This is a genomic window from Verrucomicrobium sp. BvORR034 (assembly GCF_000739635.1).
Classification (GTDB): Bacteria; Verrucomicrobiota; Verrucomicrobiia; order Verrucomicrobiales; family Verrucomicrobiaceae; genus Verrucomicrobium.
On record NZ_BATQ01000154.1, the window covers coordinates 1 to 18641 of the forward strand.

An 18641-nucleotide genomic window follows, 5' to 3' on the forward strand; every position below is an offset into this window, starting at 1 on the left:
TCGCCAGCTGATCACCCGCGTGCAGATCACCTCGATCAACGCCTAATCGCGACCGAGCTCACCCCACCCCAGTTCACGAGAGAAAGGAACCGATATGGCTCATAAAAAAGGTCAAGGTAGTGTTAAGAACGGACGCGACAGCCAGAGCAAGCGTCTCGGCATCAAGAAATTTGGTGGTGAAGCCGTCATTGCCGGCAACATCATCTGCCGCCAGCGCGGCACCAAGTGGAAGCCCGGTTTGGGCGTTGGCCTTGGCAAAGACTTCACCATCTTCTCCCTTGTGGACGGTAAGGTGCGCTTTGACCAGGATGGCCGCCGCGTGAACGTGGACGCCGTTGCGGTATCCGCGTAAGCGAAGCGAATCAGCTTCCCTGAAAAGTTTGAACCCTGCGTGTGCTAATGCCACGCAGGGTTTTTTTGTGCCTGCGCGGAGTCCACGCAGGGGAGTGACTCAGGGATGACGCGACTGAGGTTGAGGGAGGCAAGGGTTTGCTGAGGGGGTTGAGGCGCTTTTCCTCCGCTCCCCAGTCGGCTGGGGACAACCGGACTACGCCCTCCGGTCCGCTGCAGGGTTGGAGTTCCGCTTTTAAACGGTCAGGACGCGGTACCCCTACGTTGCATTCCGCAGTGGCGGCTCAGCCATCGCGCGAACTGAAACCGCCTGACCAAAGAGTGACACAGCCGTCCCACCGGCTCAGTTGTCAGTCGGGCGGTGGACTCGCTGTCTGGATTTAATCGACACCCCTTCATTGAACGCCCATCCGTTGCGTGAATCTGATGTGGGCAGCCCTATGATCACACTCCCCCTTTCCGCGACATCGGTCTTGAATTGGTTCCGCCTCCTGACGTTGGCAGCGCTTCTCTGCTTGTCACTCACCGCAGAGCTGGGGGCCGCCGAGACGGCCAAATGGGACTGGAGTGCGCCGATCCCAGTCGAGTACACGACGAAGCCTTCTCCGCGCGCGCATCGGACCGTGGCGGAAGTCGAGGCGTACTTCAAAGCAAACCCTGGGCAGCCCAAGCTCCAGTCTCTCATGGATCACTTCGGTCCGCCGGATGCGGTGAGCCGTCAGTTCATGAACTCCCAAACCAAAGGCTCTGCTGGACTTTCGAAGGATGGATACACCCTCCGCTTTCTGCTCGATGACGGTGGTGAAGTGCACGTCTGGGCACCGGAGAAGTTCTCGCCGAACCTCGTTATCCGGTACGAGAAAGGCGGCAAAGGACACTTGTTGTGGAAGTAGGCGGGCGCTGGCGGGAGGGGTAGGCACATCGAACTGAGGCCGACTTTAGTCGGCTTAGTACGCACTATGCATGGCTCATGGCGTAGCGGTGATTTTTCCATCAGGAGTCGTATGGCCTGACCGCCTAAAGGCGGAACTCCAACCCTGATTGAAATGCTTGGGGGCGTTTGGTTGATTCTTGACCTGAAAAACGTGCGACTGAGATCAGAGCGGTAAAGACGTGACAGGAAGTTGAGCGCCGTCCCCTCCGCTCCCACACCGGCTGGGGACAGCCGGACTACATCCTCCGCGCCGCTGCTGCGTTGGAGTTCCGCTTTTAAGCGGTCAGGACGCAGTACTCAAGACGTGGCATTCCCTTGACAGCACTCCTCCCCTTCTCCCTTACCCCTCTCTCGCCTCACTGCTCCACCTTCTCCAACAGGCTTACATCGTACCCAAGCTCCCTCGCCCGGTTCACGAGCATCTCATAAACCCCTCTGTCCATCTGTGGCGTCCGGCTGAGGATCCAGAGGTATTTCCGGCTGCCCTCGCCCACCATGGCCCAGTGGTAGTTCTTGTCGTCCAGGGCGAGGACCCAATAGTTTCCTGAGGGCAGGAGGGTGAAGAACTTGACCTTCAGCTTCGCGCCGTTGCTTCCTGCAACCGGGGTGGCCACGCCTTCGATGCTGTCGGGTTTGCCGTCCTTCATGGAGCGGTTCACCACCTTGATGGTGCCATCGGGCTGGGAGAGATAGTTCGCGGTCACATGACTGGCCCCCTTCTCAAAGGAGTGTGGGAACCGGGCGATCTCATACCAGGTTCCGGTGTAGCGCTTCAGATCCACGGCAAGCACGGTGGGTGGGGCACCGGCGTTTGATTTGGATTTGGCACCAGAGACGCAGCCAGCCAGGGCCAGCAGGCCCAGACTGCCAAAGATCAACGTGGAGGTTTTCATCGGAGGGAGAAAATGAGGTGTCTTCGTTTGCCCCCGATTCGGCCATCCTCAGCCCCCCGGTTGTGACGCGCTTGAGCGCCACCATCACGACGAACCCCCGCCCACGTGATACCGTGGGCGGGGCGCAGGTACTTGGGCTGCGGATGCGGCCAGACTAGAACCGGATGCCGATTCCAAGCCCCCCCTCCCAGGAGGAAGGGTCGATGCTCACTGAGGCAGCCGAGCCCCCGACGTCGGCGGAGTCCACCCAGCGATAGCTGCCGTGGGCTTCCAGAAACAGCTTTTCCGTCAGATCAAACACCACGTTCACCTGCCCCATGACCCCCACTTTCACGTCTGTGGAGGACTCATGCCTCCGCTCGACTGCCACCGGTGTGCTGCGGCCGTTCGCATACCAGGCGAGCTTCGCGTCGAAGTCGGAATCAATGACATTCAGCGTGGGACCGACGGCCAGTCCGATGTGAAGGCGATCTCCCAGCTTGCGCCGGTACTCGACGGAGAAGACGACCTCATTGAGCGTCACATCCAGTTTGGATGTGGCCACTGGGACAAAAGCAGCCGCCACTTTGGAAGATGCACGTGAGCTTTTGCGAGGCGAACGGGTCCCTGTGGGACTCGGAACAGCCAAAGCGTCATAGAGCGCAGCGTCATAGACCAGCGCGCTGTTGGGGAGGCCCACCGTGTGAGGATAGCTTGCCGGAGCAACGCCCGCGGCCGTGAAAAAATCGTAGTTGTAGGTGTAAGCCGTGTCCTTCCGGAACACATGCTGATAACCCAGCGCGGTGGGGCCGGTGCCATGCTCGGTCCGCACGTAGCTCCACCCCAAATTCAAGGCCACGCTGCTCTCTGATCCCGAAAACACGGCGTAGGAAAGATTGACGTAAGGCCCGACTCCCACGTCGCTGTCAGACGCGTCCAGGCTGTGCAGATGGGTGTCTACGGAATAGCTCGTCGTCGAACTGTGGAAGGCCGCATTGTAGATCGGTTGCCCGGTGGCGAGAGTGCGCCCCGTCCCACTGAGCTGGGAACCGGAATTGATCATACCTTGGGAGAGACCAAAGTTTTCGACCCCGCCGAAATTGATCGACGGTCCGACAATCCCGTCATCGTACCGCACGACGGAATTCCCATTGGAGAAGCCCACATCACCCCGCCCCCTGGATGCCCGACCTATGAGCGGCTGCCAGGACAGGGGGGTCGGCTGGGCAAAATGGAAGTCCGCATCGATGGAGCGCACCGTGGCCCCGGCGCTGAAGGTCCAGGGTGAAACGTCTGCCGCAAACTGAACGGGAGGGTTTTTCGCATCCACCGCTGGCGGCGGCAAAGTCGGCCCTGCATGGAGGCTCGCCGTGCTGATCACGGTCCCGGCGACCAAGATTAAGGAATGGGGGGAGGATGGTTTGGACTTCATGTTGTCGGTGTGTGAGATGACCTTCACTGAAAAAGACGCGGGGGCGCGATGGGCACGGGAAACCGGCAAAGCCAGCAGCCTTGGAGCATGGACCCGTTCGAGGATGGATATTGGGGCCTCGGGTTTTTTGGGGAGTCGGAAGGCTGGGGAGACGTCGCCATTCAAGCAGATTAAAAGCCAGCGCATAGAGAAATCTTTTCTCCGACGACTCAGAGAAACGCGCCATTGGCGGCTCCGCACCGGGTGTCGCCCAGCCCGCCCACCGCCAGGAAACAAGAGCCGCGCTCGCTCCTCTCGCGCATTTTCTCCCACAGAAAAGTTTTCCTATGCAACAAAGAGCCTATATGCACAGTTTAGCATATTAACTTCGACCCAGATCATGTCCACGGACTCGGGCTCCCGCTCGTTTGGCGATCTGTACTCCGTGCGCGGTTTGACGAACACGGTCTTCTTCGGCAGCCCTGCGACCACCCTCTATGTGGACGATGTGCCGTTTGGCGAGACGTTTACCTACGCCCAGCTGCTCTCGGCGGTGAACAGCGTGGAGGCGCTCCGCGGCCCCCGGCCCATGGTGGTGGGTCGCAACACCGTCACGGGCCAGTCGCTGGATGGGAACACGCCCCCGTTCGTGCCGGAGTTCGACGCGACCGTGGCGCTGGACTTGCATCTGGATGCGGGGTTCTTCGCCCGGGTGGAGTACCTCGCGCTGGGGAATACGAAGTACGACGACTTCAACCGGGAGGAGTTCCAGCAGGACAGCTTCGGCCTGCTGAACGCTGCTGTGGGCTGGTGCGCCCGGAACTGGAGCATCTGCCTCTACGGCACCAATCTGGCTGGGGAGGAGTACTACACCACCATGAACACGGACGTCCGCACCGGAGCCCCTGGGGCTCCGCGGGAGTTCGGCGTGAGGGTGGGCGTGCGGTTCTAGCTCCCGACCGGAGGCCCTGGGAGCCGATGGTTCGAGCCCGCTCCCAGGCACCTCCAGTCAATTTTCGGATTCGTTGTAACTGGCCGCTGCGTCTGGTCAGAGTTCCCACTGCGGAGGCGTGGCCCCGGCCTGCCTTCCGCCAGTCTACCAGTGAGTTGAGTCGTCTGTCAGTTGTTCATTCAGTTCTTTGGTTGGTTGGTCAGATAGTTGAATTGCCCGTGGGTTGGGCACTGTGGCCGGTTGCGTCCTGGGTCAGGGACGCAACCGGCCCTTTCTTTTTGTAGGTCTGCCCTGATTTTGTCGTTCCATTCCGGCCAGCCTGTGCCTAGGTGTGCCGCCGTTTTCCTTTCCCAGCTCTCCCTTTTCCATGTCCCGGCTTTCCTCCCTCCTGCTCGCCGCCACCCTGCTCCTTTCCCTGGCCAGTTGCGCGGACCCCATGATCCAGCAGCAGATGGACGCCCGGAAACTGCAGATCAACAACGAGCCACGCGGCGACTACTTCATTGGCCGCCGCTACTACATTGAGCGCACCCAGTTCTGGGGCTACATCCGCCGGCCCGGCCAGAGCTGGGACAGCTCCCGCCTGGTTGTGATCAACGAGAACCAGAAGAGCGCCCCCGACCGCCTGCCAGAGATGCCCGCAGACGGCGGCAATGCCCACGGCTACGATCACAATCGCGAGTACCGCATGTGGGGCCGCTTCACCGGCCAGACCATCTACGACCCGAACAGCGACCTCTTCCTGCCTGAGTTCCAGCTCACGAACTACGAGCTGATCTCCCCCGCCCCCGGCTGGCTCTTCCACCCGAAGGAGAAGTCTGATGGGAAGCGCCTGCTCCGCTTTGAGAAGCAGGAGTACCCGTAAGGCCAGTGCGCCAGTGGGCAGTGCGCCAGTGCGTCAAGGTGTTGGACCGGGGTTCGTTTAAGAACGGACTTGAGCCGATGGTTTTCTCGGGTGACACAGGCGTCCCGCCTGTGCGTGGTACCGGCATCTTGCCGGTGGGTATAGGTGTAGCCAGACGCAGAGCGGCACCAGAAAAATGCCACCGCCAAGGGGTTATCCGGGGCAGTCGGGTGAGGCGCTCGCCCCACAGGTCAATACCATCTGGGAAAAGTGATGGTGCCGCTGTTTGGACTGCCAAGGGGTTCCAGAATTGGATCGTCGTGAGGCTGGCGTCGTTAGTTTCCAGTTGGTGAGATCAGAGATTCAAAAGGACCGAAGGCCCGGCCTCATCAAGCCTGCCCACCACAAACATCCCTGAGTGAACCGGGCCGACAGCCCTGAGCATCTCAAATCCCAGATAACCTTGGGCGCGGCCCAAGGCTGCAATTATTCCGGGCTTTCAGCCCTCAGCTCGCTCACACAGGGCTACCAGTGGCCACTTCTTCTCCCTGATGGCATAGCCCTACGGGTGGGAGACAGGGCGATATGACGCGCTTCATGTTTAAGGCCGATCAACTCTACGAGGAGCATTGACGCCTTGCCGCCGGGACTGGCATACTCCGGTATCACCCCCTGCCCAAGCCTCCCATGAGAACCTTCCTCTTCGTTCTTGGATCCGCACTGCTTTTCGCCTTGTTAGGCTCGCTGCTTATCCCGCTGGTTTCCGCGGGAAATCCGAGCGCGGATTCCCGACAACTAGGACAGATTCTGGGACTGCCGCTGCTGTTTGCCGGTGCGGTGGTGGGGTATGTGGTCGCGCGATCGACGCGAAAGAGGGGGTGAGGGCGGGATGATCACCGTTTCAGTTCTATCCCTTCACATTGTCACCTTGCTCATCAACCCGTCCCAGTGTGCCTGGGTTAGATGAAACATGGCGCGCCTGCCAAGCTTCCTCATGAGGCTCCCCCACGCCACATTCTTGGATAGCGCCACGCCGACCAGGCGGCAGAGGGGCCCAGCTCGAGTTGCGTCCGTTGGGATGGACCTTCTCCTGCTGGCGCTCTTACCCCTTCTATGGGTCCTCACCGCCCTCCCCTCAGCCAAAGCCGGAGCCCCGGACTTTGCCAAGGGCTTTGACCTTCTCTTCGAGCTCGGGCTGCCAGATGCCTCTGGCCCGGACTGGCGCTACACCCCATTGAGCGGGCCCTCGCTGCAAAGGCAGAATTTTATTGATCCCTTTGGTTCGTTCAACGTTCGCATCGGGCTCGGTGACGTGTTCGAACACGGGTGGGTGCAGACCACCCGTTCCAACGTGGTTGCGACGCCCCCAGGCACCGCGGCTTCTACTCCGATTCCGGAACCTCACTTTCCAACAGGCACCAAGGTGTTGATCGATGGCTGGCAGCTCCAAACCGCCGTTCCACCCGGGGCGGAATCAATCCACCTGGAAAAGTTAGGCCTCTCACCCGCCAACATTCACCCTGGAGAGGGAACAGCAGACGAGAAGGCAGACGCCCAACTCCTCGTCCAATACCTGCAGCGCGTGGCCAAGAACAAGGAGGAGGACGACAACTCCCTCTGGCAAGGTGCCCTGGAGGATCGGGATTTCATCGCCACCTGCTTCTTCCGCGCTGCCCAGCATCATCGGCGCGGCTACCGGGAGGAGGCCGCCGCCGCGGTGCAGGCCCTGCTGACGATCGTCCCACGCCAGGATCGCCTCATGGATCTCGCCGTGCAGTGGTTGGCCGAGACCTCCTATGCCAACGCGATGAATCAATTCCGAGGCTCCGGCGATTGGCAGGCGCTGCATGCGAGCCTCACTCATGCCCTGCGCACCTACACCCGCGGCTGGGAGCGACGCCCCCTAGTGGAAAAGCTCCACGCCCAGATCACACAACGCCTCGCCACACCGACTGCGCCTCCCCTTCCCCTGGCTCAAGCCCGCCTGCTCACCCCGGAACAACGGACCTGGTGGGAGCAGGTGGCGGACGATCCTCCCGTGCCCTACAAGGAGAAGATCTCAGCGCCAGCAGACAACCCTACAGACGAAAGGGAAGCCACCATCGTCAACATCTTCGTCAAGGCCAGACTCGACCGGATCGCCGTCACCTGGCTCTACGATTTCAAGATGCAAGTTGATCCATCGAACCTCGCGCTCTGGCGGAAACACAGCGCCACGGGACCGGCCTGGACGCAGGCGATCCTGCATCAAGACTGGGACTGGATGACCATTGCTGCCGCCGCTGTGGACGATGAGACGCTCATTCCGGTCGTCAGTTCATACTGGAATGTGCCGAATCCCAATCCCTTCGACTTTGAAAATAGCCCGCCAGATTTTGAGTCACAGGAGCTGGAACGAAGCTGGCAACACATGTACCGGCCACAGACACGGGGAGAGCTCGCCCGGGAATTCCTCTTGCACACGTTGCCCTTGACCAATGAGCAGCGGGCAGACCTAGCCACCGATCCCGTGGAACTGCGACGACTCGGCCTGGAATGCGGTCGAGTCCTCAAGGGAAGCACTCCATCCCAAGCAGCTCGTTATTTCCTTAAATTCGGCGACCTGGCTCAAAAAGGCAAGGCCCTCATGGCCCTGATCAACACCGGTGCTGCCGAGGACCTCAAACTGGCTGAGGACTTGATCATCCAGCAATCCAGCATCCGCTTTGACGAAGCCTCCCACCTCGTCCGCACTCGCGGAAAGGCCAGTCGCCCCTTCCTTCAGCGGTATCGGAGGGCGCTCTTCGCGGCCTTTGAGATTGAGGCTTCCGGGGATTCCCCATCGGAAGATCACAAACTGCCTTCCCCATGGGCTCTGAACCTCGCGACTCTGGAGCATCTTGCCGCCGGCCGCGGCCCTACAGACATCCTTGCCGCCTACGTCAGGGGAGAGCTCGCGTTTGATACGCTCTATGCACAGACTCAAGCGCTGTTGACCGATGATTCTCATCGTGAGGGTTTCGTGGACCCCATTCTGGATGCCGTCCTCCGCATGCCCAAGGGGCAGGGTGAAATCAAAATGGGCCTGCTTACTCTATGCGCATGGTTCGGGAGGAAACTGACTCCAGCGCGCAAAGACAAGCTGCGGCAGATCCTGAGGGAAGATCCTGATACGTTGGTCGTCACCCATGACTACACCGTCTCGCCGCTCTCGCAGGTCGTGTCCTGGCTGACTCTGCAATTCCCTGACGACAAAGAAGGCGTACCCGAAAAGATCCATCCCCTTTTCCGCGATTTGGATACCTCTGATATCTGGCCTGTTTGGCTCGCTTTTGGGCGGGCCATTCTGGACGGCAGGTCTCTGCCCCCGCTCCCCTCAGCGACCAACGTCACCACCGAACGTCGTCGCGAGATGATGGAGGCGATTCCACAGCGCCTGGAAAAGGGCGAATGGTCTGAGTACGTGCAGGCCCTCTCACTCGATGAGAAACTCGCACTGGGCGAGGATCTCGCCACGGTACCGTTCACGCCGATTGGGATTGAAGCCGCCTTGCGCTTTAGGAGGATCGACTCCTATCCCCCGGATCTTGCCGCACGCGTGGGATTGCACGCATTCGTTGGCCAGAGCGCCAGCGCCTCTACGTTGGCCAAGCTCGGAGAGATCTGCCGCACCCAGTTGCCTGAGCTGAAGGAAGGCGAGGGCGACGGCCTCTGGATCGCTGTGAAGCCCATGCCCCTGCGCCAGGGCCTGCGCATCTTCATCACCACCGGCTCTACCAGCCACAGCACGGACTTCGGCAAGACCACCTTCACCTACGTGGGCCATTGGATGAAACAGCTTCCTCAGACACCTGCCCGTTCACCTGAGCTTCTGGGTTATGGATGGATGGTGTGGAAGATCGCTTCTGATGGGTATCAAAGTGCCGACTGGTATCAGGAAAAAGGCCAGCCCTGGCAACACTGGCCCGACGCTGGGCACCCCACACTCGGCGCCTCTCCCATAGGAGACACCAATGTCTCCGAGACTGATCTTCTTCCCGCACTCGAAGCCCGGAGCAACACCTGGGATAAGCCGTCCGAGACGATCTGGTTTGAGACAGGAGCACGGAGACCCGGAGGTAGTGCGCGAGAGGTCGGAGATTAGAGGGCAAATGGGAGAGGATGAGGAGAGAGGTTGGGTACGGATTACGTGGCCAGTGCAACGGAGGCGGAAGTCTCCACACGCAGCAATCATTTCCCCTTCGGGCTCCAAAAGCGTCTTCGAAGGCAGTGATCTGGCGGATGACTACCAGGCGTGGCGCACGCGTGCACACCCCCTGCTGAAACGCTACGGCTCGAGTTTGTCACCAGGGCCGCCAAAAAGCGGTGTCGAGCCACCAGCACTCCAAGACGCTTCGCGACTTTGGATGCGCCGGAGCTATTGGAGGTCAGGTCCCGATTGGCGGTCGGCTCACGAAACACTGGCGCAGCGCGGTGTGGGTCTGATGCTCTCTGTGATGAAAGACTCCTGGCAGGAAAAGCCGGGCTTCGGCATTTGAATGATGAGCCAGAACTGGCAGATATTTTTGATCGAAGCGCTCAACTGGTTCATCCAGGCGGTGCTGCTCTGTCTCGCGTTCGTCCGCCCTTGGCTCGTCAAGCGGTGGCATCTCAGCGACCTCTTTGGCTACCCGATGATACTGTCAGTCTTCTGGTGCATCTGGCGCATGGTCATCTTTGATCCAGCCACCGACAACGACGTCCCTGGCATGGGGTATCTGGCGGTGGGGTTTGTCCTCGGATTTATCGCCGTCTTCCTGCACCTGTTGCGGTGTGCTTTCACGCGACGCCCCGTCACTGCGCCCCCCGCAAATTCACTTGCTGAAAAGAGCGCGCGCACCGTTTGTGATCCATGATTTGGCAATGCCCGGACTGTGGAAGGACTCACGACGATCTGCCCGTCTGCTTTGGCATTGAAGCACCCTGGCGGGCTCTGGTGCCGGAGGAGGAGTTCGATTCGCGGGTGGAACTGACACCTGACCAGTGTGTGGTGGATGAATCTCAGTTCTTTGTTCGTGGCCACATAGAAGTCCCCATTCACGGTCATGATGAACCGTTGTCTTTCTCGGTCTGGTCCTCTCTTAGCGAGCAAAGCTTCTTGCACATGTGTGATCGCTGGGAGGAGCCGGATCGGGGGCTTGACCCGCCGTACTTTGGCTGGTTGTGCAATTCCATTTACGTGTATCCCAGCACCCTCCATCTCAAGCTCTCTGTGCAGTCACGAGCCCAGGGTCTGACGCCGCTCTTCACGGTTGAGCCCACGGATCATCCGCTTGCGATCGACCAGCATCATGGCATCACGATTGCACGCTGGCATGAACTCGCCCATCAGCTGTTGCATGCGTAGTTGAGAGTGATGCGACGACCCCAATGCAGGAGGAAATCAGGGGCAATGCGCGGCAAGCGGAGCGCTTGCCCTACAGTGGACTTTGGACGCGGGGCGGCTTGACGAGTGCACAAAGGATTCAGCCCGTCATTCGACCGCACACCCCGGGTTGTAGGGCGACCGCACCGGTTGCCGTTCGAGAATGTGAATGAGATTCAAGCGACATGCGATGCCGCTGGGGAGTAAAGGAGGCGGGGGCTCCGGCCCCGCGAGCACGTTGCCGGAGGAGCAACCGGCACGCGCTGGGGATCATCGAACGCTGTTGAAGTGCTTCGGTTCGAGTTCGTCACAAGAGCCGCCAAAGCGGTGTCGAGCCACCAGCACTCCATGACGCTTCGCGACGGTGCACACACTGGGGAGGTTGGCCGACTTGTCCCGGCAGGCTGTCATTCGTCGCCCTGCGCCAAACGAAGCACCAGGCGCCCAGAACCTCCCTCCTTTACATCCTCCCCCTCCCGCCTACTTCTTCCCTTGTACATGAGCACGCAAAGTCCATATCATCGCAAAGGAACGCCGGGCGGTCCCGGATGCCGGGTCAATCTCCTCCCTGTGCAGGGCCCGACGGCCCAGGGAACGACCGCGAACTTCGCCCTGCTGGATGCGGGCAAGGAAGCCTCTGAGGTCGAGCTGCTGCGCACCATCGTGAAAGGCCTGGGTGTGAAATGGGGCAACGATGACTTCGGCTGGTGGGCGGCGGTGCCGGAGAAGCCGATCAGCGCCTTTGCTGCGGCGCTCTACAAGGCCGCCACGGATCCTACCGTAGCGAACAGCCCACACTCTCTCTATCGTGAGGACGACAACGGGGGTCGCTTCCATGTCGGCGATTTCGAGACCCGCCGCGCGGCAGAGGAACGCGCCAAGGAGCTCGCCTCTGGCGGACACAAACAGTACTTCTTTGTGGAACCGATCGTGCAGCCTCCGAGCAAGGCGTGACCGATCACAATAGGATGGCCCGGAGAGGCTTCAGGAATCCTCCGGGCCCATCTCACCTCGCAACCCGCGATCATCGTGTCCCGCTGCGCCTTGATCACCGGCGCACCACAGCCTTGGGCGAAAACGAATGGAGAAGCTGTGCCCCGAACAGACTTCCCACCACGGATACAAGAAGCGCCATGCAAGACATGACGAGAAACCAGACCTCTGGCGCCTCACCGACCACGTGTTTCACGACAACAAGCCTGGCACCATTCACCTCCCAATAGTAGCCTTGAAGTTCCTCGTATTTTTGGGCGAGGTTTTCATAGGTAGGTAATTCGCCGATTCGGCGCAAGTTCCCCTCCTCATTCCTCAGCGCGCGAATATACTGCCAGGACTCTGCCGCTGCCTTCTTCATCTCAGGCGGATCCAAGTAAGCCTCCCGGGGATCAAGGGCGATCATCCCCGCAGCCATCCCAATGATCTGCACGGAGAACAGAAAGATCACAATGAACAACCCACCCCACATGGGCCAGTCAGAAAGTGCAAACCGCGTGTGCTTCATGGGCAGAAGGGTTAGGGCGAAATGGGAACCACAATTTTTGCGATGCTGCCACCCTACAATGTTCGCCGGGCCAAAAGCCAGTAAAAAATAAACACAGGGAAGGAAGGCTTGCGCGAGCGCCCGCAGGGTCGTTGCCTGCCGTTGCGGCTTCGCTCGCCCTTTCGTGTCGCAATCACCTACCGAGGAGAGACCTTGAACACGAAGTTGCCATTCGGAATCAGGCTGCGATCAAGCGGCGGATTCTTGTTCAACACCTCCTCCATGGCAACTGGGTCCGTGCTGGACAGTGCCGTCCGGTGGTTGAGCATCATCAGCTCGAACAGAGGCCGGGCTGACTCTGGCACCAGATAGATGGTCTTGATGGGAGCATCGTCCTCCACGATCCGGAATTCCGATGGGGCGCGGTCTTTCGTCTTGGGCAGGGTTTTCGCCACCAGCAAATAGTCCCAGAAATGAGGGAACTTGATTTGCGCGGTGAAATCCCCGTCCCCCACCTGCTTGGTGATCATAGCGCGCGAGCCATCCGCCGAGTCCAGCGTCAGCGTCCACCCGTTTATCTTCGCGATCAGACGCTCTCCACCACGCTTGTCCATAGAACAAACAGGAAGGCAAGCACGCCGATCATGGTGAGATAGGGCTTATTGATTGAGCATGATGAATCCTCATACCGAGGTTGTTTTGGCAAAGTCTAAAGAGAGGCATACGGATCACGCCCCAGCAGCAGCTTCAGCTCCGCCCGGCTGAACTTACGCTGCTTGATGGCAAATTGACTCGCCAGGTGTTGCATCAGTTTGTCAGCATGACCGTGGTTGGCATACTCGATAGCGCCGGACGGCCCCTCAGCCTTGACATAGAGAGCGACAATGTCCCAGCCCCCACGCGGCATTTCATCGCGGATCGCCTCGAAATCCTCCTCGGTTTTGGCCTTTTCATACTTCTTCAAGTAGGCGGCAAAGGCCTCCGATTTGGTGATTTCTTTTTCGACATCGGCAGCAGACTCCTGCAGGACCTTTGCCAGGGCTTTGTATTCATCGGCAGACAACGCACGAAACACACCTCCGGATTCTTGGATCGACCGACACTTCATGGCGGCACCAGGCTTGTCCCGCACGATCTCCATCGCGGCAGCATAACCCTGTCCGTAGTCGGTCAACAGCACCGAGCCAAGAGTCAGCTTTGTCCAAGGCGCAGTGAGAGGTTCCTGCACAGACTTGGCTTGCGCCGCCACTTTGTCCTCTGCGTTTGCCAATGACAGGAGATTGACTTGAACCGACAAGATCAGCAGGAGGAGCAATGGCCGGTTCATGGTGGCGAACTAAAGGGTGACGCTACTCCAATAGCGCATCGCGCAGCAAGGCGACATCTTCGATGGGAGAGTTTTCCGGGAACGCGATTCCAACGAAGCGTTTCCACTCAGCGTGAAGCTGGTCGAAGTTGGTGCCGCTCCAGAGGAAGTCAGATGAAACATAGTGCTCCGCGATGGAGCCCATTTTGACAAGCTTGGCTGCCAGCGCCGGCACATCGTTTGGGTCAGCGTATCCCATCAACGCCAGCATGAGCTGGCCCAGAAGAAGGAGCGGAGCCTCTTTATCAAACCAACCATCATGCTTCAGCCGGGCATGCAAATCTGCGAAGACGGGATAGAGTAGTCTTAGCAGCTGTGCGTCCTGAAGTGCGTGGGAATCTTCCAAGAGACGGATGACCAGATAGTTAGGCACCATCGTGCCTGGAGGACCGGCAGGTCCGGCACACAGCGCGACTCCCACGGAATTCGTAAACACACGGAACCGGCGGAAGCGAACAGGATCCTTTTCGGTTTCCGCGTCGCCCCACATGGTCAATCCAATCGTCTCCGTGATGTCGAAATCTGCGTCTTGGGGAAGTTTTCGCGATTTGAGTATCGCGGTGAATTCTCGCACGTAGCCCGGAAACCCCGGATCATTCGGACTGAAATCCCACACATCACGCGGTGTTACTTCGTTGACAGCATAAGCAAAGAGCTTGTAACAGGCGGGGGTCATGGGGGCAGGTGTGGAAAGGATGCCCGGAAATCAAAAAAGGCAAGCGGGGCTCGTCAAGGTAGCCTCGTTCATCGATGGTGCATCAGCGTCAGGTTAACTTGCATACCGCCTCCTGCCCTGGAAGCCTCAATGTCTGTCGAGATTTGGCGACATCGGCGAGAAGGCGAAGCTTGCAGACGCTTCAGCTAGTGCCTCCTCACGTCGACAACTACAGGGGCGCTGGGTAGTTGGTGATCAAACACCAGTGGGTGGGCATAGCGACGCGAGCCGTCGGGGTGTGTGCGGATACGAAGGATATTTGAAGATGCCTTCTTCATTGTGGTCACGATTGCCGGTCGTAGTTGACGACGTAAGGAGAACAGACCAATCGCGCGCGTTTGGGGTGGCCGCCAAGGAACCATCTGGAAATACCCGACTCAGACCGAAGTTGATCCCAGTATGGGATCTGTAGCACAGCCCAAGGTTGGACGAGCCCTAAGCGAGTCTACCTTGGGTACCGCCGCAGGAGAAGATCAGGTGGGAAAGCCGACAGCATTCGCTTCCTCCCCTCCGTCTTCAACACCTCCATGTCGGCGCCTCAGGTTCCTTGGCAGGCACTAACTTAACCGTATGCGATGTCTCAATCGTGGCGCGCGACCGCATTCCCAAGGGGTGCTTCATGGCCGCGAGGTGAACCGGTATCAAACTCCCCTATCAACCCGGCTTACACGTTAGCCTCCCGATGAGGGATCAACTTCGGACTGAGTCGGGCTGGGCAGGCGCGGTTTCTTGGTAACCACAACATCGAAGGCGGGAAGTGCGGGAGTGCTGGTTGCGGAAGATGGGAATCGACGAATTGAACGCACGTCCCTGCGGCGACTGAGCCGGACGGCACGTCCGGACTACACCCTAGGCGCTGCTGCGGAGTAGTTCGACGGTCCCCATCGGTTCAGGAGCAGAGGGTTTGGCGGAAGAAGTGGCGGACGCTCTGGCCACTCATCACGTTCTTCAGCAGGTGCGTCCCCTCACGCTCACCCTCATGGATAAACTTTTCGTCAGAAAGAAGCACCAACCCGGAATATTTTCCCTTCCCTTTTGAACGGCATCTGGGTTAAACCAGTCAGCGGAAAAACGAATCTTCATCACCCCCAATGAGTTCGGCCTACCAACAGTCCAACGGACGCACCATGCCCTTGTGGCGAAATCTTGCTTTCACCGCAGCGCTGGTGGGGCCGGCACCTGGGGTGCTGCCTCTGTTTTTCACCCTGGCCCTGCCTGCCCCCCGGGTGCAAGCGGCAGGGGTGGACTATGGGAAGGGCCTGGAGATCCTCTTTGAACTGGGCCTGCCAGATGTCTCAGGACCCGACTGGCAGTACCTCACACTGGAAGGCCGTCAGGGTTCTGAGATGGAGGACCCGTTCGGGGGCAGGTCCCGTAGCGGCAACAGTTCGCCGGAGATCGAGGCGCTTCAAAAGACGCTCGCCCACGGTTGGGTGGAAAAGCCGACCGTCTCCGATCCGACCAAACCCAATCTCACGTATCGACGTGTCCTCGGTGACGGCTGGCGGATCCTGGGCACGACCAACGAGCAAGCCGCGGCGCGTCTCATGCAGCAGGCCGGCCTGCAGTGGAGCCCACTCACGCCTACGAAGGACGCCAAAGCAGCAGATGAGAAGGCGGATGCCAAGGCACTGGCGCTGGGCCTCCAGGGTCTGGCCAACTCGGACGAAAGCATCAAACGCTCGCTCTTCTACTCGCCAGATCTCATTGTGACCTACCTCTTCCGTGCAGCGCAGTATCATCGGCGCGGGCACAAGGAGGAAGCGGCTGCGGCAGCCCAGGCCCTGTTTAGCCTGATTGATCGCAAGGACCGGTTGGTGGATCTGGCCGTGGAAAAACTGGCCGGCACCCGTTACGATGAGGTGATGCGGCGCTTCCGGCAGAACCGCGATTGGAAGGAGTTGGACGCCGGATTGGCCAAGCTCCTCTCCACCTACACCCGGGGCTGGACAGAGCGGGCCGTCGTGGAGCGTCTGGGCCAGCTCGTGCAACAGCGTCTGGCCACACCCGCCGGGCAATCCCCCCCGTTGCTCCATGCTGCCAGCCTCACACCGGAGCAGCAATCGTGGTGGCTGGAGCTGGATGCCCCGCCCAAGGTCAAGGAGACAGCGAAACCAACCGAGGCAGCGCCTGCTCAAAAGGCGGGCGAGGAGGAGACGAACGAGGTCGACTTGAATTCGGACGAAGCAGTGCTCGGGGACGAGGAAAGCACGGCCAACTTCGACTTCTCCAGCTTCTCCCAGATCTGGTTGTTCGGCGTGAAGATGCAGGCCGATCCGGACAATCTGGCGATGTGGAAGGAGCAATCCGCCGCCGCCCCTGCCTGGATGCGGGCCCCCATCGAGAAAGATTGGGACTGGATCACGGTCATGGCCGCGGGGTTGGGCGACGAGACGCTGGTCGCGCTGCCGGGTCGTGAATCGTACCGCTCCTCGCGGAGCTTCGATTTCGAGTCGGATACTCCCGAGATGACGGAGGAGGAACTGACCGAGCTCTGGGACAACCTCAGCCGCCCCCGCACACGCAGTGATCTTGCCCGGGAGTTCCTTCAGGTCGTGCTTCCCATCAATGACGAGGAAGACGACGAACTCCCGACCGATGCGATCGAGCTCCGGCAGTTGGCTCTGGATCTGGCCAAAGCGCTGAACGGCAAGACTTCGCAGGAGATTGCCAGATTCTACCTGAAAGGCGGCAGCAGTGAGCAGAAGAGCCAGGCCATGTCTGCAGTGATTCATGCGGGCAATGAGGCCGATGTGAAGCAGGTGGAGGCTCTCATTCTGGAAAACCCTGGTCAGCACTTCGAACAAGCTGCCACGCTGGTGCGGAAGCAAAAGTCGGCCAGCAAGCCCTTCCTCGACAAGTTCCGCAAGGCGCTGCTGGACGAACAAGTGCGCCAGGGCAGCAGTGATGCAGAAGTGGCCAAGGGAGAGTTGCCCGCCTACTTGAAGGAGCAGATGACCATGCTGGAAGGGCTGGCTTCCGGCAAGGGGGCCACGGAGCTGCTGGATGACTACGTGACCGGCAAGCTCAACCTCGGCCAGCTGAGCCGGCAGCTCAACGCCATGAGCCGCTCCTCAGAGAACAACGACAAAACAGTGGACGCCATCCTGGCGGCCGTACCCCGCCTGCCCAAGGGTGAGGGTGATCGCAAGTGGCGGCTGCTGGTGCAGTGCATGAACTTCGCCCAGGGCATGACGGACTCCCGCAAGGAGGCCCTGCGCAAAATCCTGCAGGAGGATCCCGATGCGCCGGTGAAGTCCAACGAGGGCACGACGGCCCCCCTGTCGCAGTACGTGTACTGGACGGCAGACTTCCTGGCCAATGACGACCTCCAGAACATCAGGCGTCAGGTTCAAGGACTTGACCACAGCGAGCTGTGGCCGCTGTGGATCGCCCGGGGCCGGGCCACGCTTGAGGGCACCCCCATGCCTCCCACTCCCTCTGGAGCGGATGTGCCTGCGGATCGCCGCAAAGCCATGGTGCAGGCACTGGACACCCCTCCAGACAAAGGCTGGGCCGAGTATGTGAACACCCTCTCACTGAATGAGAAGATCGCCCTGAGCGAAGAACTGCGGAAGGCGGAGTTCAAGCCCGCATGGCGGGAGCAGGCGCTGGTGGTGGTCCAGATGGACGGCAATCCCAAATCCCTGCTGGAACTGGACGCGATCAAGGCGCTCACCGGACAGAAGATCACTCCAGAGGCCACGGTCAAACTGGCCGAGGCGTGCCGCAATCACCTGCCCAAGCTGGGCGAAGGCCAGGGCATCCGAGTCTTCATCATGCAGAAGCCTTTCTACCAGGGCTTGCGTGTCCAGGTGGAGGTGACGGACGCCTTGGAAGAGAATGAGGAAGGCGAGTACGACCGCTCCCTGGTCTCCCAAGGTGCCCGCTGGATGAAGGAGCTCCGCTCCGCCAGCCCGGAGGCCGTCCCCGTGAATGGCTATGCCTCACTGCGCTGGATGCAGGGGCCCCGGGAGGCTGCCATCGTCAACTGGCACCTCGACAAGGACGCCAAGTGGCAGAACTGGGCCTCAACTGAACACGAGGAACTGGGCCGGGCCCCCGGCTATGGGACTGCCGTGCCCGAGGCCGACATCGCCAAGGCCCTGGAGGAACGCATCAAAACCTGGAACCCCGCCACCGACCCCTTCTGGATTGAGACCGGGGCGGTGAGGCCGCCTGCGGCGGAGACACCAGACAAGAAGACTCCAGACGCCAGACCTGAATGACTTCGCCGCGGGAGACTGCATGTGAGTTCTCGAACCCTTCAACTATTTGATGAACTGATGCCGCCTAAAGGCGGAACTCCAACCCTCTCCGCTGCCCCGATTGG

General features: G+C 60.1%; 15 protein-coding genes. 9 read left to right on the forward strand and 6 right to left on the reverse strand.

Going from position 1 to position 18641, the window contains the following annotated elements; all coding sequences use genetic code 11:
• Window positions 1-94: 94 nt before the first annotated feature.
• Both rpmA and BV034_RS27255 read left to right on the forward strand, forming a co-directional pair.
• Window positions 95-352 (forward strand): 50S ribosomal protein L27, encoded by a 258-nt coding sequence (gene rpmA, locus BV034_RS27250; protein ID WP_050030115.1) that lies wholly within the window; start codon window positions 95-97, stop codon window positions 350-352.
• A gap of 439 nt (window positions 353-791) precedes the next feature.
• Window positions 792-1244, forward strand: coding sequence for a hypothetical protein (locus BV034_RS27255; RefSeq protein ID WP_050030116.1), 453 nt, complete (start codon window positions 792-794; stop codon window positions 1242-1244).
• A gap of 397 nt (window positions 1245-1641) precedes the next feature.
• On the opposite strand, the gene BV034_RS27260 is transcribed toward BV034_RS27255, so the two are convergent.
• Window positions 1642-2178, reverse strand: coding sequence for a lipocalin family protein (locus BV034_RS27260; RefSeq protein ID WP_050030117.1), 537 nt, complete (start codon window positions 2176-2178; stop codon window positions 1642-1644).
• A gap of 154 nt (window positions 2179-2332) precedes the next feature.
• The gene (locus tag BV034_RS27265) at window positions 2333-3589 is read right to left on the reverse strand and encodes a hypothetical protein (protein WP_265593538.1); all 1257 of its coding nucleotides are present in this window, start codon (window positions 3587-3589) and stop codon (window positions 2333-2335) included.
• Window positions 3590-3968: 379 nt separating this feature from the next.
• Between BV034_RS27265 and BV034_RS36515 the strand changes: the two genes are divergently transcribed.
• The 6 genes from BV034_RS36515 to BV034_RS27295 all read left to right on the forward strand — a co-directional run bounded on the left by BV034_RS36515 (window position 3969) and on the right by BV034_RS27295 (window position 11701).
• On the forward strand, window positions 3969-4520 hold the full coding sequence (locus BV034_RS36515) for a TonB-dependent receptor (protein ID WP_050030119.1): 552 nt from the start codon (window positions 3969-3971) through the stop codon (window positions 4518-4520).
• Window positions 4521-4887: 367 nt separating this feature from the next.
• A complete protein-coding gene (locus tag BV034_RS27275; protein WP_050030120.1) occupies window positions 4888-5385 on the forward strand; it encodes a hypothetical protein in 498 nt (165 codons plus the stop codon).
• Between the two features lie 1057 nt (window positions 5386-6442).
• Window positions 6443-9487 (forward strand): hypothetical protein, encoded by a 3045-nt coding sequence (locus BV034_RS27280; RefSeq protein WP_050030121.1) that lies wholly within the window; start codon window positions 6443-6445, stop codon window positions 9485-9487.
• A gap of 394 nt (window positions 9488-9881) precedes the next feature.
• Window positions 9882-10238 (forward strand): hypothetical protein, encoded by a 357-nt coding sequence (locus BV034_RS27285; protein WP_265593539.1) that lies wholly within the window; start codon window positions 9882-9884, stop codon window positions 10236-10238.
• On the forward strand, window positions 10235-10729 hold the full coding sequence (locus tag BV034_RS27290; RefSeq protein WP_050030123.1) for a DUF2199 domain-containing protein: 495 nt from the start codon (window positions 10235-10237) through the stop codon (window positions 10727-10729). Before BV034_RS27285 ends, BV034_RS27290 begins: the two co-directional genes overlap by 4 nt.
• A gap of 516 nt (window positions 10730-11245) precedes the next feature.
• Window positions 11246-11701: a hypothetical protein gene (locus BV034_RS27295; protein ID WP_050030124.1), complete on the forward strand. Its 456-nt coding sequence runs from the start codon at window positions 11246-11248 to the stop codon at window positions 11699-11701.
• Window positions 11702-11795: 94 nt separating this feature from the next.
• On the opposite strand, the gene BV034_RS27300 is transcribed toward BV034_RS27295, so the two are convergent.
• The 4 genes from BV034_RS27300 to BV034_RS27315 all read right to left on the reverse strand — a co-directional run bounded on the left by BV034_RS27300 (window position 11796) and on the right by BV034_RS27315 (window position 14269).
• On the reverse strand, window positions 11796-12248 hold the full coding sequence (locus tag BV034_RS27300; protein ID WP_050030125.1) for a hypothetical protein: 453 nt from the start codon (window positions 12246-12248) through the stop codon (window positions 11796-11798).
• Between the two features lie 176 nt (window positions 12249-12424).
• Entirely contained in the window at window positions 12425-12841 is a 417-nt protein-coding gene (locus BV034_RS27305; protein WP_050030126.1) for a hypothetical protein, read from the reverse strand.
• 95 nt (window positions 12842-12936) lie between these two features.
• On the reverse strand, window positions 12937-13554 hold the full coding sequence (locus tag BV034_RS27310) for a hypothetical protein (protein ID WP_050030127.1): 618 nt from the start codon (window positions 13552-13554) through the stop codon (window positions 12937-12939).
• Window positions 13555-13576: 22 nt separating this feature from the next.
• Window positions 13577-14269 (reverse strand): hypothetical protein, encoded by a 693-nt coding sequence (locus BV034_RS27315; RefSeq protein WP_050030128.1) that lies wholly within the window; start codon window positions 14267-14269, stop codon window positions 13577-13579.
• 1130 nt (window positions 14270-15399) lie between these two features.
• Between BV034_RS27315 and BV034_RS27320 the strand changes: the two genes are divergently transcribed.
• Window positions 15400-18537: a hypothetical protein gene (locus BV034_RS27320; RefSeq protein WP_050030129.1), complete on the forward strand. Its 3138-nt coding sequence runs from the start codon at window positions 15400-15402 to the stop codon at window positions 18535-18537.
• Window positions 18538-18641: the final 104 nt, after the last annotated feature.